Genomic DNA, 13886 nt, shown 5'->3' on the forward strand with positions numbered 1-13886 from the left:
AGAAAGACAAACACCCATGGGCCTGATTCGCGCCGTGTTTGATGCCACTTTTCGTCAGGGAGGTGCGCGCCTCAAGCCTGTGGGACCGCGCTGGCCCCTGCTTCTGTTTCATGTGGATACGGGCGGCTGTGGTGGGTGCGGTATGGAACTCCAGGCATTGGCAACCGGCCCCTATGATGCTCAGGGCGCGGGGTTCGGGTTTGTGCAGTCTCCCCGTGCGGCTGATGTTTTGCTGGTAACGGGTGCAGTGACACGCAGCATGATGCCTGTTCTGGAAGCCACATGGCAGGCCATGCCGACTCCAAAAGGGCTGATCTGCGTGGGGAATTGTGCTGTGGATGGAGGGATGTTCACAGAAAACTACGCCGTAATGGGCGGACTGGACCGGAAGGTGCAGATTGATCTGCGTATTCCCGGCTGTCCGCCTTCACCGCACGATGTGCTGGAAGGTCTGTTTTCCCTGTTTGGGAAGCGGTTGGAAGAGAATGCCTCAGCCGGTCAGGATGAGGGAGTGGGTTCGTCTTCCACGTCTTCCTGAAGGTCTTCCGCTGCTTTTTTCAGCTTGAAGAAGCTCAGGCGGCTTAACGGCAGCAGCGCCATATAAATCACGCCAGCCGCAGCCAATGCCCCCCATGGGTCTGCCACCAGCACGGCGGCATAAGCGCCAGTGCCCAGCATAACGGGCAGCACAAAATGAGCAGGCACCTTGAAGTTCTTGAAAGACCAGACCGGCAAGGTAGACACCAGCAGGAACGCGGTGCTGATCAAGGTAAAGCTGGGCAGATAGGCAAGCCGGGTGAACTTGTAGAGCCAGACAATATCCAGCTTTTCCGCTTCCAGCCCCAGAAACATTGGAAACAGGGCGAGACCAGCACCGGCTGGTGCGGGAACACCGGTAAAGAAATTGCTGGCGTATTTGGGTTTTTCCTCGGCTTCATCCAGCGTCGCGTTGAACCGGGCCAGCCGCAGCGCCATACAGACCGTAAACATCAGGCACGGCAGAAACGCGTAGCGTCCGCCATCCCGCAAGGCCCAGAAATACAGCAGGAAGGACGGAGCGACACCAAAGCAGACAAAATCTGAAAGGCTGTCAAATTCCGCACCAAAACGGGTAGAGCCGCGCAGCAGACGGGCAATGCGGCCATCCAGACCATCAATGAAGGCCGAAATGAGCAAGGCAATTCCCGCAGCCTGAAACCGGCCATCCACAGCAAAGCGCATGCCGGTCAAACCCGCACACAACCCAAGCATGGTCAGAATATTCGGGATCAGGCGATTGAAGGATGGTCCCTTGATCTTGTTCCGCACACGCCGCCGTAACCGCTTGCGCCTCAGGCCACGCGGACGAGGCTGAGCATTTTCCGCAGCCGCGCCATCAGGCGTGCCTGTCTGGGGGGTGCCATTCGCCAGTGAGGACGTGCTGTTTGCACTGTTCTCAGACGCATGGGGAGGAAGCGCTCCTGTTGCCGGAGTAATTGTGGCACCGGCAGGCAGATTGCTGTCAGAAGAGGATGTGGAAGAAGGAGGCTGCACTGTCACGGCGATCAGAGACGCGCCATCACGGTTTCACCGCCCACCATGGTCTGACCAACGGAGACCAGAGGCTCAACCCCTGGCGGCAGATACAGGTCCGTGCGGGAGCCAAAGCGAATCAGGCCAAACCGTTCCCCGGCTTCCAGTTGCATGCCTTCCGTGACACTGCACACAATACGGCGGGCCACCAGCCCTGCAATCTGCACCACCGCCATCATGCGGCCATCCGGCAGCGTGAGGCTGAGGGCATTGCGTTCGTTCAGTTCAGACGCCTTGTCCAGACTGGCGTTCAGGAACTGGCCCGGATGATAGGCAATGCGGGTCACAGTCCCTGCTGCGGGTATTCTGTTCACATGTACATCCAGCACGGACAGGAACGTGGCAATGCGCCACACAGGCACCGGGCTCCTACCCAGTTCAGCCGGAGGAGCAACTTTTTCAATAGAAACAATGCGCCCGTCAGCCGGTGCGACCGCAACATCCGCACGGGGAGGGGTAATGCGCTCCGGGTCACGGAAGAAATATAGGCAGAAGCCAAAGAACAGGCCGCTGGCCGTGCCCAGTAGCTTCAGTTTGGGGCAGGACAGTTTTTTGGCCAGATAGCGCGTAGCCAGTGTGGCGGCACCAGATGCCAGAAGGAAAGGCCGCGCTTCCGGGTGGGGAGGGGCCATAACCATTTTAAGAGAACCAAGAAGAGACATCAGGAAGTCCTTATGAAGTGAGCCGGGGCATGAACAGGGGCGGCTGCCAGCCGTTCCCTGTTTGTGGTCTGGGTCAGGCCGCGCCTGCCAGTGCCTCACGCACGGCGATGAAGGCCGCATCGGCTGCATCGGCATTCGGGCCGCCTGCCTGCGCCATGTCTCGGCGGCCACCACCGCCTTTGCCTCCCATGGCCACACTGGCCGCACGCACCAAGGCAACGGCGTCCACTTTTTCAACAGTTTCGGGCGCCACGGCAGCGACAACACTGCCTTTGTCACCCGCTGTTGAAATCAGCACCACAACATCCGCATTGCCCTGCTTCAGAATGGTTTCTGCAAGCCCTTTCAGTTCACGCGGGGCGGTGTCCCCCACGTTGCGGCTGGCCAGTCTTACGCCACCAACGTCTTCCACACCGGCGGAGGCGGCATTGCCTGCTGCCAACTGGCGCTGAAGCTGGGAAATCTGCCGTTCCATGGTGCGGCGCTCTTCCAGCAGCAGGGCCAGACGTTCCGGTGCATCTGTAACGCTCACCTTCATCATGGCGGCCATCTGGTTGAGGCGCTGCTCATTGGCGAGGGAAAGCGTTTCAGCCGCTTTGCCTGCAACGGCTTCAATACGGCGCACGCCAGCAGAAACGCCGTTTTCCGCCGTAATGCGGAACTGGCCGATATCGCCCGTGCGGTTTACGTGCGTGCCCCCGCAGAGTTCGATCGACCATGCGCTTTTGTTGCCATCGGCACCGCCCATGGAAACCACGCGCACTTCATCACCGTATTTTTCGCCAAACAGGGCCATAGCCCCTTCAGCCACGGCTTCTTCTGGCGTCATGGAGCGGGTGACTACCTGAGAGTTCTCACGGATCAGGCGATTCACCTCGGCTTCCACTTCCGCCAGTTCTTCCGCCGTGATGGGGCGCGGCTGGCTGACGTCAAAGCGCAGGCGGTCTGGCGTGTTCAGGCTGCCTTTCTGGGCAACATGCGTGCCCAGCTTGCGGCGCAGAGCCTCATGCAGCAGATGCGTGGCGGAGTGATGCGCACGAATGGCGGAGCGGCGGTCATGATCCACGGTAGCGGTTACGGCCTGACCGGGGCGCAGTGTGCCTTCGGTCACGGTGCCATAATGCACGATCAGATCGCCGGCTTTTTTCTGCGTATCGGTTACGGCAATGCGCAGGCCGTTCGCTGTAAGGGTGCCGGTATCTCCGGCTTGCCCGCCACTTTCTCCATAGAATGGGGTCTGGTTGAGCAACACGGCCACTTCCGCACCAACCGGGGCTTCTTTCACAAAGCCATTGCCCACAACCACGGCCTGAACTTCGCCATCAGCCTGTTCTGTGCTGTAGCCAAGGAATTCAGACGCACCAAACTTGTCACGTGCTTCAAACCACACAGTTTCAAGCGCCGTATCGCCCGAGCCTACCCAGGAGGCACGGGCGCGTTCACGCTGCACGGTCATGGCGGCATCAAAGCCTTCCACGTCCACCGGGTGACCGCTGCCGCGCAGGGCGTCCTGTGTCAGGTCAAGCGGGAAGCCGAACGTATCATACAGGCGGAAGGCAACATCACCCGGCAGGGCAGCGCCCGGCGTGAGTTTGTCGGTTTCTTCCGCCAGCAGGCCCAGACCGCGATCAAGCATGGCTTTGAAGCGTTCTTCTTCACCACGCATGGTTTCACGGATCAGGGCTTCACCCTGCACCAGTTCAGGATAAGCCTGACCCATCTGCTGGATGAGCACGGGCAGCAGTTTGTAGAACACGGGCTCGCGCGTGCCCATCATGTGCAGATGGCGCATGGCGCGGCGCATGATGCGGCGCAGCACATACCCTCGGCCATCCTTGGAGGGCAGAACACCATCGGCAATCAGGAACGCTGTTGAGCGCAGATGGTCCGCCACTACGCGATGACTGGCTTTGAACGGGCCATCAACGCTTTGGTGGGTCAGATCCGCAGAAGCCTGGGTCAGAGCCACAAACGTGTCGGTATCGTAGTTGTCGCGCTTGCCCTGCATGATGGCGGCAAAGCGTTCCAGACCAAGGCCGGTGTCAATGGAAGGGCGGGGCAGCGGAGAGCGCACGCCCGGCGGATCTTCAAAATACTGCATGAAGACCAGATTCCAGATTTCCACAAACCGGTCCCCGTCTTCATCAGGGGAGCCAGGGGGGCCACCGGGAACATCAGGACCGTGATCAAAGAAAATTTCGGAGCAGGGGCCGCAGGGGCCGGTGTCACCCATCCGCCAGAAATTGTCAGAGGTGGGAATACGGATAATGCGGCTGTCATCCAGCCCCGCAATGGAGCGCCACAGTCCGGCGGCGTCTTCATCTTCAGAGAAGACGGTCACCAGCAGTTTGTCTTTCGGCAGACCGAAATTCTTGGTCACCAATGTCCAGGCGAGTTCAATCGCTTCGGGCTTGAAATAATCACCGAAGGAGAAATTGCCCATCATCTCAAAGAAGGTGTGGTGCCGGGCTGTATAGCCTACGTTATCCAGATCGTTATGCTTGCCGCCTGCCCGCACAACTTTCTGCGCTGTGGTAGCGCGTGAGTAGGGGCGGGTTTCCTGCCCGGTAAACACGTTCTTGAACTGCACCATCCCCGCATTGGTGAAAAGCAGGGTGGGGTCATTGCGCGGCACCAGAGAAGAGGAAGGCACAATCTGGTGCCCTTTCCCGGCGAAATACTCCAGAAAGGTGGTGCGAATTTCGTTTGTGGTCAGCATGGCGTGAGGCAGACGGTCCTGAAACTGGTTGGGCGCGTGAATTCCAAAAGCCTGCCTTTTCCGGATGCTCCGAAAAAAGTTTGCTTCAGGGACAAGTCCTCACGGCCAGGTAGAAAGCACCCAAGCTTTCCTTAACCCGTTGCCAGATGTAGCGCACCCGGCGCGTTACCGGAAGGGGTTAGCGTTCAGCCCCGCCTTATCGTCATATTAAGACTCAGATGTGGGGTTTTTGTGTGACGTTGACACGTCCACGCTCAGTTCGGCCAGTTCCAGCGCGGACTGAGGTGGTTTTTCCTTGAACACCATTTTCTGGCTGAGGTTGAAATTGGCGAACATGCCTGCCAGCGCACCGGCTGCCAGAGCCAACACCGGGTAGGTTACGCACAGGGGCACGGTATAAAACAGGGTGTAAACCGTGCCGCGATTAAGCAGAAACCCAAAACTGTTGGCGGTAAGGAAGCGCAGCCATTGCAGGAGCGGGTGATCATGCAGGCCAACACCTTTGAAGGTCCATAGCCGGTTGAGCAGCCAGTTCAACGTGGCGGCGACAAAATAGGCGACCAATGTTGCAGCACTGAGCCCGATTGCTGGACGCAACGCGTAAACCGTGCCGGAATCCCACAGAAACCCTAACCCGCCTACGGTGCCGAATTTCAGCAACCGCATGAGCTTGGTTCTGGTCAGGCCAAAAGGGAGGGGAGACGGGGCGGTCTGGGTCACGCCATGGGCCTACGCGAAAGGAGAAGGGGAAAACAAGACAAAAAAAGAGGCACCCGAAGGTGCCTCCTCTTTTGATCACGAAGATCAGACCGAATTAGTGGAGGATGATTTCCACGCGACGGTTCTGAGGTTCGCGGGTGTTCGGGCCGGTCGGCACCAGCGGCTTGGATTCACCATAACCGTGGACGTCGATCGCGGTGGCCGGCACGCCGTCACGGATCAGTTCAGCCTTCACGCTGTCAGCACGACGCAGGGACAGACCCAGGTTGTACTTTTCACCGCGCGGGCCAGGGTGAGCAGCGGAGTTATCGGTGTAACCGTTAACTTCGATGCGGGTTGTCTGAACGTGCGTGGAAGCCTGAGCAGCTTCAGCAACGATCTGGCGGGCGCGAGCCGTCAGGACAGACTTATCCCAGTCGAAGAACACCAGGTAGGAGCGAGCCGGCAGCGGAGCCGGAGCAGCAACAACCGGAGCTGGCGGCGGCGGCGGCGGAGCCGTATCGAACGCGTAGCGCAGACCCAGGATGAACTGGTGGTTGAAGCGATGATCGAAGCTTACATTGCCACCAGTACCCCTTGAGCCAGAATAATGGAAAGCGCCATCCGTGAAGGAACCAGGCTGGCCGATCATACGGTATTCTGTGGTGATCTGCAGGCCCGGAACGCCAACATCATAAGCCGCACCGACGATGCCCTGATAAGCAAAGCCACCGTTTGTGCCCCCAATACGGGTATGGCCAGCACCGTGAGCATAATTAGTATCAATCGGGTTGTAGTGCTGCCACAGGTAGCCAGCACCGATACCAACGAATGGGGTAACCGGAGCATCGATACCGAACTGCTTCAGGTCGATATCATACAGCAGGTTGATCAGGCCCCCGTAAGATTGGTCAGACCCACGGGTATGACCAGGCAGAGACGTGCCCGGTCGGTGATCAATATTGGAATAGTTGTAAACACCTTCAACTTCAGCGCGCAGGCCGTTGCCGAAGCCCCAGCCGAATGCGCCAAAACCAGTGAAGCCTGTGTTATGGCGAAGCTGAGAAGATGTACCACCTGGAGGTGATCCAGCGAGGTTATCACCATTGAGGTGAGCATGCTGATTCTGGACCAGGTTGTAACCACCGCCCAGGTCAACATACGGGCCTGTAATTGTGGTGGCAGATGCGGCCGCCGGAGCCGCTGCCATCAATGTCGTTGCAAGTAACGCCGTGCGGAGACGCATTTTTTCGTCCTCAATATTTCATCTGTTCGACTCTGCCGCCAACCATTCATCGGTCAGACCCAGCAAGATGCCTAAAGCCGTATAAAACGATCGGTTCCAAAATAGAAACCCGAAGCTTCATACTCTTGGTGATTAGAAGCCATAACCGTGTTTTCTTTGCAACAGTTCATTTCGGTTTCCCAAGATGTCGTGGTTGCATGGAAGTAATCAGCTTTAAACGTCCTGCTATGAACATTGCGTATTAGCGAATGCCGCGCCTCTCTCCCGTCTGAATAAGGCGGAATTGAGGCGTGGATACTTAATTGCCACAGGTGGGTAAAGTTAAGTGGCGGTTTTCTAGGGCGCGCAGCCATCTTCAAGCAGTACCTCGCGCACCAGTTCAGCCGGTACATCCCGTGATGTAAAAGCCTTGCCGATTCCGCGCACCAGAACGAAAGAGAGACGACCGTCCTGCATTTTCTTGTCCCGCTGCATGTGGACTATCAGGTCAGTTGCGCTGAACGAGTATGGCAGGTTTCTAATGCGTGCAGGCATGCCCAGCGTCTCCAGATGGGCAGTTACCCGCTCCAGGTCTGCCTGAGGGCATACCCCCAGCTTAACGGAGAGCGCAAAGGCCAGACGCAGCCCGATGGAGACTCCTTCTCCGTGCAAAAGGCGGCCGTCATAACCCAGTTCAGCCTCCAGAGCGTGGCCGAACGTGTGGCCCAGATTCAGCAGGGCGCGCCCATCCGAGCCTTGTTGTTCCCGCTCATCCGCCGCCACAACGCGGGCTTTGAAGGCGCAGGCCTGTCGTACGGCTTCCGTCTGGGATTCAGGATCAAAATTCAGGACCGATTCCCCGTGCTTTTCACACCATTCAAACAGGGCCGGGTCTCCGATCAGGCCGGACTTCACAATTTCGGCATAACCCGCGATCAGTTCCCTTTTGGGCAGAGTTGTCAGTGCCGATGCATCTGCCAGCACACTTAACGGTTGATGGAACGCGCCGAGGAGATTCTTGCCCCAGCGTGTGTTGATGCCGGTTTTTCCCCCAACGGACGAATCAACCTGAGAAAGTAGAGTTGTGGGAATCTGCACAAAGGGAAGGCCGCGCAACGTGGTGGCTGCTATAAATCCGGCAAGATCCCCTACCACGCCGCCGCCCAGAGCAACGATGGTGGTTTTACGCTCCACCCCTTCTTGTAGAATCTCATCTACCAGCCGTTCATAGGTGGCAAAGCTTTTGGACTGCTCTCCTGGCTGCACGATAAGAGTGCGGAACCGGATGCCTGTATCCTGCATGGAGGCTTCCAGTCGGGGCAGATGCAGGTCAGCGACGTTTTCATCCGTGATAATGATGACACGTTTCTGCGGCAGCACGGGGGCCAGAAGCGCACCCGCCCGGCTGATCAGATCCGTGCCGATCACCACATCATAAGTCGTATGGCTCAGGCTGACAGGCAGGCGTATGGGCCGGCGGGAAAGCGCCATGGCTTCAATCACGCGGGAAGTGCTGTGGTCCACGTTGTGGTCTCCGCAATCAACAATAATGTCCGCCTCCGCATAAATAGGGTGGCGGATGGTCATCAGCCGCGCCAGCACATCACGCGGGGGGGCATCATTCAGGAGGGGGCGATGGCTGCGGCCCTGCACCCGGCGTAAAAGAACAGGTAGGGGGCAACGCAGCCAGATGGAAATGGCACGTTCGCGCACCAGGTTGCGAGTACTTGCATCCATATACGCCCCTCCGCCGGTGGCCAGCACCATGGGCGGCCCTTCCAGAAGGCGGCGGATGACGCGGCGTTCTCCATCACGGAAGGCGGCTTCTCCATACAGGCGGAAAACATCGGCAATGGAGCACCCGGCGGCGCGTTCTATTTCAATATCGGCATCAACAAAGGGCAGGCCCAGCCGTGTGGCCAGCCTGCGGCCAACGGTGGTTTTGCCCGCGCCCATCAGGCCAACAAGCACAATGCTGCGCCCGGAAGGGATAAGCCCGGTGCTGTGCCGGTTGCCAACCCTTTCCAGATCAAGCGGAATCGGCGGTGGGTCCGCCGTATCGTGTGGGGGATACGAGATACGTGATGACATGAAACGCAGCTTACCATAGAGCAGGGAGAACACACCTATCTCTGTTGTTATGGAGCAAAGCCTCATGAACCGTATGGTTCTCATTGTTGCAGCCGTGGTCTGCGTTGCCCTGGTAGGCGGGTTTGCAGCACTTGGCCTGACCGCCCATCCTCCTGTGCCTCAGGCCGTGCATCGTGATGTGGCTCTGGCCGCACCGCCTGCGGCAGCCCCGGCCCCGCTGGCCCCTGTTCCGGCTCCGCCGTCTGCGCCCGTTGTAACGCCTGTGGCCCCGGTGCAGCAGCCTGTGGCCGCTCCGGCCGCGTCTGCACCTGTGCCAGCAGGCGCTGCTCCTGCTGCACCGGTAGCCGCTCCTGCCCAAAAATAAGGGTGCTGCTGTAATTATGTCTGGCAGCCGCGAGACGGAGCTGTTTCTGGAAATGCTGGCGGCAGAACGGGCCGCCGCGCCGAACACGCTTTCTGCCTACGCGGCTGATCTGGAGTCCTGCTCTGCTTTTCTGGTGGCGCAGGGTATGTCTCTCATCGAGGCCGATACCAGTAGTCTGGCTGCATGGATGGCTGACCTGGGGGCGGAAGGGCAGGCACGGCGCACTGTGGCGCGTCGGCTTTCCTGCATCAGGCAGTTTTATCTGTTTCTGCTGCGCGAAGGGATGCGGGCCGATAATCCCGCCGCCCATCTGGAATCGCCTCAGCCGGAATCGACACTGCCGCATTTCCTCTCCGAATCGGAGGTCGTGGCGCTGATCGAGGCTTGTGTAGCCCCCGCCGAGGCTTCTCCGGCCAAACAGCGCCGGGCGTTGGTGGCGCGGGCGGCGCTGGAATTGCTCTACGCCTCCGGCCTGCGGATTTCCGAACTGCTAACCCTTCCTGCCGATGCCCTGAAAAACGAAAAGCCTATGCTGGTGATTCGCGGGAAAGGCGGGCGGGAACGTCTGGTGCCCATCTCGGCTAGTGCGCGGGAGGCTGCTCTGGCATTGCGGGCATGGGATCAGGCGTTGGAAAGCCCCTGGTTGTTTCCGGGCCGGGATACGCGCCGCCCCCTTACCCGGCAGGCCTTTGATAAAATCCTGCATGAAGTGGGCTGTCAGGCCGGGATTGATCCTGCCCGGCTTTCTCCGCATGTGCTGCGCCATTCCTTTGCAACGCATCTGCTGGCGCATGGGGCGGACCTGCGGGCGTTGCAGATGCTGCTGGGGCATGCGGATATCGCCACCACCCAGATTTACACACATGTGCAGACCGAACGGCTGAAAAAGGTGGTGGAAACCTATCACCCGCTTGCCACACAGAGCGAAAAAACGCGCGAAAAAGCAGGCTGAGCCATCTTCATGCCAAGCATGATGCACGAAGTGGCTTGGTTTTACGCGTGACTGTGCTATCCGCTTTGCCCATGCGTCAGTTCCTGGATTTCGAAAAGCCCGTCGCCGAACTTGAGAACAAGATCGACGAACTGCGGCAAATGACCGACCCGAACGGGGTCAATATTGCAGAAGAGACGGCCCGCCTTCAGGAAAAGGCGGAAAAGCATCTGCGTTCCATCTATGCCAAGCTTACGCCATGGCAGAAGGTGCAGGTGGCCCGTCATGCGCAGCGTCCGCACACGCAGGACTATATCAATGCCCTGCTGACCGAATTCACGCCTTTGGCAGGGGATCGGCTGTATGCGGATGATAAAGCCATTATCGGCGGTATTGGCCGCTTTGATGGTATGCCCGTGGTGGTGATCGGGACGGAACGCGGTTCTGATCTTGAAACACGCCTTGCCCATAATTTTGGCATGGCGCGGCCGGAGGGCTACCGTAAGGCGCAGCGCCTGATGAAGCTGGCCGGACGGTTCAACCTGCCGATTCTCACCTTTATTGATACCGCTGGCGCATGGCCCGGTATTGACGCGGAAGAACGTGGGCAGGCGGAAGCGATCGCCCGTTCCATTGAAGTCTGTCTTGAAGCGCCTGTGCCGCTGATTGCGACCGTGATTGGGGAAGGCGGATCAGGCGGGGCCGTGGCTCTCGGCGCGGGAGACCGCGTCATGATGCTGGAACACGCCATCTATTCCGTGATCTCGCCTGAAGCCTGCGCCTCCATTTTGTGGCGTGATCCAAAACAGGCCAGCACGGCGGCTGAAACCCTGAAACTGACGGCGCAGGATCTTTATCGTCTGGGTCTGATCGACCGGATTATTCCAGAGCCGATTGGTGGTGCCCAGCGTGCCCCGCAGGAAGCGCTTGATGCAGTCAAGCAGGCTCTGGGCGATGAACTGAAGGAGCTTGTGCCTCTGGCTCCTGCACGCCTGAAAGAACTGCGGCGTGAGAAATTTCTGGCAATGGGGCGTGAAAGCCTGAGCTGATCAGGCTTTCCCCTAACTGACCGGATCAGGGCGGTGGTTCTCCTTCAATGGGGTCACCGCCCTTTTCTTTGATCAGCGTGTAAATGGCCCGAGCAGCCTCATTCACATCATCCGTATTCTGGCCTTTGGCAACCAGCGCCACACCCCGGCGCCCATCATCCCGATGGAAGGGGTAGGACCCCAGATCAAGCGCCGGAAACCGGTTCTGGATGGCTTCCAGCCCGTCCGCAATCGTGCCTTCAAACAGGGAGGTGGTGTGCCAGGTGCGGGAAAACACGGGGTTACCGCGTTTAAGGGTTGGGGCAAGTTCATGGAACATGGCCCGCATGATGCGGGGCACCCCGGCCATCACATGCACGTTGCCAATGCTGAACCCCGGCGCGCGGGAGACAGGGTTGGGGATGGGCACGGCGCCGCGGGGTAGTTTGGCCATGCGCTGGCGGGCCGCGTTGAAGTCCTCGCCAAACTGTTCTTTCAGCATGTCATAGGTTGCCGGGTGGAATTCCCATGGCACCCCAAATGCCTCTGCCACACAGGGGGAGGTAATATCATCGTGCGTTGGGCCGATGCCGCCGGTGGTGAACACCTCGTCAAATCGGGCGCGGAACTCCACAACCGTGTTTACAATCGTTTCCCGCACGTCTGGAATGACGCGGATTTCCCGTAGGGGAATGCCCAGTTCCCCCAGGTTTGTGGCCAGAAACTGGATGTTGTCGTCCCGGGTGCGGCCAGACAGGATTTCGTTCCCGATCAGAATAAGGGCAGCGATACGACCCATGAAAATCGGTCCTTTCAGCAAGGTCTGATGGTTGGGAGCAGAAGATGTGTGGCAGGATGGAACGCGCTTTCTGCGGGGTCAATGCTTCAGAAAAGCGCAAACACACCGCAGGCTGTGTGTGTTTATGGATTGACCAGCCGCTGCCCAGTTCATAGCTTTCGCGCCATGTCAGATAGCCGTACAAAAACCGAACCCACCCTTCCGCGCGCCTGGCCCTTTGAAGAGGCGCAGAAACTTGCCACGCATGTTGAGGCCCGTACGGCTAAAGCCGGGGCGGATGATGATGCACGGCCCGCCCTGCTTGAAACCGGCTATGGCCCTTCTGGCCTGCCGCATATCGGCACGTTTGGCGAGGTTGCGCGCACATCCTGGGTGCGGCAGGCCTATACGGCGCTGACCGGCCGCCCGTCCCGGCTGTTGGCGTTTTCTGATGACATGGATGCGTTGCGGAAGGTGCCCGACAACGTGCCCAACCGCGAGATGCTGGAAAAGTTTATTGGCCAGCCGCTCTCCCGCGTGCCCGATCCGTTTGGTACGCACGAGTCGTTTGCGGCCCATAATAACGCGCGCCTGTGCAGTTTTCTGGACAGCTTCGGCTTTGATTACGAATTTGCGTCCTCCACCCAGTATTATACCAGCGGCCGGTTTGATGCGGCGCTGAAGCGCGTTCTTGAAGTGCATGAAGAAGTGGTGGGCGTGATTGCTCCCACTCTCGGGCCAGACCGCCGCGCCACGTACTCACCCGTGCTGCCCCTCCACCCGCGCACGGGTGAGGTGATGCAGGTGAAAATGGACGCCGTGAACCCGGAAGCCGGAACGGTGCGTTGGACAGACCCCGCCACGGGCGAACAGTTTGAAACGCCCGTAACCGGTGGCCATGCCAAGATGCAGTGGAAGGCGGACTGGGCCATGCGCTGGTACGCGCTTGGCGTGGATTATGAAATGTCCGGCAAGGATCTGATTGATAGCGTGCGTCTGTCTGGCCGCATCTGCCGTATTCTGGGAGGCGAGCCCCCTGCTGGTCTGACCTATGAGCTTTTTCTGGACGAGAACGGCCAGAAGATATCCAAGTCCAAGGGGAACGGGCTGTCTGTGGAAGAGTGGCTGCGTTATGCGCCGCAGGAAAGCCTTGGGCAGTTCATGTTCAATCAGCCGCAACGCGCCAAGCGGCTGTATTTTGATGTCATCCCCAAAACGGCGGATGATTATCTGACCCATGTTGAAAAGGCCAAGGCGCTTCAGGCCGCAGACCCCAAAGGGAATGACCTGCGTGCCAATCCGGCGTGGTTCATCAACAAGGGTGAAATTGCCGAAAACGCAGGCTCTCCGGTTTCCTTCGGCATGTTGCTGAATCTGGCCAGTGTGGCCAATGCGGAAACCCCTGAAGTGCTGTGGGGCTTTATCCGCCGGTATGACACAACGGTTTCGCCCGAAACACACCCCATGCTGGCGTGTCTGGTGCAGCACGCCATTGCCTATTACGCTGACTTTGTGCGTCCGGCCAAAACCTTCCGTGCCCCAACGGACAAGGAACGCACAGCGCTGGTTGATCTGGCGAACAGCCTGCGTGGGTATGAAGGTGAAGCGGCGGATGCCGCAACCTTGCAGAATCTGGTGTTCGAGATTGGCAAGCGGCACACATTTGAACCGCTGCGGAGCTGGTTCGGCTGCCTGTATGAAGTTCTGCTGGGCCAGAAGGAAGGCCCACGCTTTGGGGGGTTTGTCGCCCTTTATGGCGTGCATGAAACCGTAGCGCTGATTGAGGCCGCATTGCTGCGAGAGCAGCAGGCCTAAGC

12 protein-coding genes are annotated in these 13886 nt (G+C 59.0%); 5 read left to right on the plus strand and 7 right to left on the minus strand.

The window, feature by feature from the left end; all coding sequences use genetic code 11:
* Positions 1-16 precede the first annotated feature (16 nt).
* Complete coding sequence (locus AD944_RS14525; RefSeq protein WP_035379321.1) at positions 17-538, plus strand: NADH-quinone oxidoreductase subunit B family protein; 522 nt, start codon at positions 17-19, stop codon at positions 536-538.
* Here AD944_RS14525 and AD944_RS14530 read toward each other — a convergent pair.
* The 6 genes from AD944_RS14530 to aroB all read right to left on the minus strand — a co-directional run bounded on the left by AD944_RS14530 (position 499) and on the right by aroB (position 8968).
* Positions 499-1335, minus strand: coding sequence for a CDP-alcohol phosphatidyltransferase family protein (locus AD944_RS14530; protein WP_035379471.1), 837 nt, complete (start codon positions 1333-1335; stop codon positions 499-501). The two genes, AD944_RS14525 and AD944_RS14530, sit on opposite strands and share 40 nt — an antisense overlap.
* Positions 1336-1544: 209 nt before the next feature.
* Entirely contained in the window at positions 1545-2234 is a 690-nt protein-coding gene (locus AD944_RS14535) for a phosphatidylserine decarboxylase (protein WP_045542371.1), read from the minus strand.
* Positions 2235-2307: 73 nt separating this feature from the next.
* Positions 2308-4953 carry an alanine--tRNA ligase gene (gene alaS / locus AD944_RS14540; RefSeq protein ID WP_045542370.1) on the minus strand — a complete coding sequence of 882 codons (2646 nt, stop codon included), beginning with the start codon at positions 4951-4953 and terminating at the stop codon, positions 2308-2310.
* Between the two features lie 207 nt (positions 4954-5160).
* A complete protein-coding gene (locus AD944_RS14545; protein WP_045542369.1) occupies positions 5161-5619 on the minus strand; it encodes a GtrA family protein in 459 nt (152 codons plus the stop codon).
* Positions 5620-5767: 148 nt separating this feature from the next.
* Positions 5768-6898, minus strand: coding sequence for an OmpA family protein (locus tag AD944_RS14550; RefSeq protein WP_045542368.1), 1131 nt, complete (start codon positions 6896-6898; stop codon positions 5768-5770).
* A 336-nt stretch (positions 6899-7234) separates the two neighbouring features.
* The gene (gene aroB / locus AD944_RS14555; protein ID WP_082741237.1) at positions 7235-8968 is read right to left on the minus strand and encodes a 3-dehydroquinate synthase; all 1734 of its coding nucleotides are present in this window, start codon (positions 8966-8968) and stop codon (positions 7235-7237) included.
* Positions 8969-9032: 64 nt separating this feature from the next.
* Here aroB and AD944_RS14560 point away from each other — a divergent pair, with 64 nt between their 5' ends.
* From AD944_RS14560 to AD944_RS14570, 3 genes are all read left to right on the plus strand, one after another.
* Complete coding sequence (locus AD944_RS14560) at positions 9033-9332, plus strand: hypothetical protein (RefSeq protein ID WP_045542367.1); 300 nt, start codon at positions 9033-9035, stop codon at positions 9330-9332.
* A gap of 13 nt (positions 9333-9345) precedes the next feature.
* Positions 9346-10284, plus strand: coding sequence for a site-specific tyrosine recombinase XerD (locus AD944_RS14565; RefSeq protein WP_082741221.1), 939 nt, complete (start codon positions 9346-9348; stop codon positions 10282-10284).
* Positions 10285-10355: 71 nt separating this feature from the next.
* Positions 10356-11312 (plus strand): acetyl-CoA carboxylase carboxyltransferase subunit alpha, encoded by a 957-nt coding sequence (locus AD944_RS14570; RefSeq protein WP_039904497.1) that lies wholly within the window; start codon positions 10356-10358, stop codon positions 11310-11312.
* Positions 11313-11337: 25 nt separating this feature from the next.
* Here AD944_RS14570 and AD944_RS14575 read toward each other — a convergent pair whose 3' ends face one another.
* Entirely contained in the window at positions 11338-12090 is a 753-nt protein-coding gene (locus AD944_RS14575) for a competence/damage-inducible protein A (RefSeq protein ID WP_045542365.1), read from the minus strand.
* A gap of 165 nt (positions 12091-12255) precedes the next feature.
* Here AD944_RS14575 and AD944_RS14580 point away from each other — a divergent pair, with 165 nt between their 5' ends.
* Positions 12256-13884: a lysine--tRNA ligase gene (locus AD944_RS14580; RefSeq protein WP_045542419.1), complete on the plus strand. Its 1629-nt coding sequence runs from the start codon at positions 12256-12258 to the stop codon at positions 13882-13884.
* Positions 13885-13886: the final 2 nt, after the last annotated feature.

Origin of the sequence: Acetobacter tropicalis, from assembly GCF_001580915.1 — a bacterium.
Lineage (GTDB): Bacteria > Pseudomonadota > Alphaproteobacteria > Acetobacterales > Acetobacteraceae > Acetobacter > Acetobacter tropicalis.

Bases quoted from the DNA above. Each gene is read 5' to 3' on its own strand.
- AD944_RS14525 (WP_035379321.1), top strand. From the start codon at position 17: ATGGGCCTGATTCGCGCCGTGTTTGATGCCACTTTTCGTCAGGGAGGT.
- AD944_RS14535 (WP_045542371.1), bottom strand. From the start codon at position 2,234: ATGTCTCTTCTTGGTTCTCTTAAAATGGTTATGGCCCCTCCCCACCCG.
- alaS (WP_045542370.1), bottom strand. From the start codon at position 4,953: ATGCTGACCACAAACGAAATTCGCACCACCTTTCTGGAGTATTTCGCC.
- AD944_RS14545 (WP_045542369.1), bottom strand. From the start codon at position 5,619: ATGCGGTTGCTGAAATTCGGCACCGTAGGCGGGTTAGGGTTTCTGTGG.
- AD944_RS14550 (WP_045542368.1), bottom strand. From the start codon at position 6,898: ATGCGTCTCCGCACGGCGTTACTTGCAACGACATTGATGGCAGCGGCT.
- aroB (WP_082741237.1), bottom strand. From the start codon at position 8,968: ATGTCATCACGTATCTCGTATCCCCCACACGATACGGCGGACCCACCG.
- AD944_RS14560 (WP_045542367.1), top strand. From the start codon at position 9,033: ATGAACCGTATGGTTCTCATTGTTGCAGCCGTGGTCTGCGTTGCCCTG.
- AD944_RS14570 (WP_039904497.1), top strand. From the start codon at position 10,356: ATGCGTCAGTTCCTGGATTTCGAAAAGCCCGTCGCCGAACTTGAGAAC.
- AD944_RS14575 (WP_045542365.1), bottom strand. From the start codon at position 12,090: ATGGGTCGTATCGCTGCCCTTATTCTGATCGGGAACGAAATCCTGTCT.
- AD944_RS14580 (WP_045542419.1), top strand. From the start codon at position 12,256: ATGTCAGATAGCCGTACAAAAACCGAACCCACCCTTCCGCGCGCCTGG.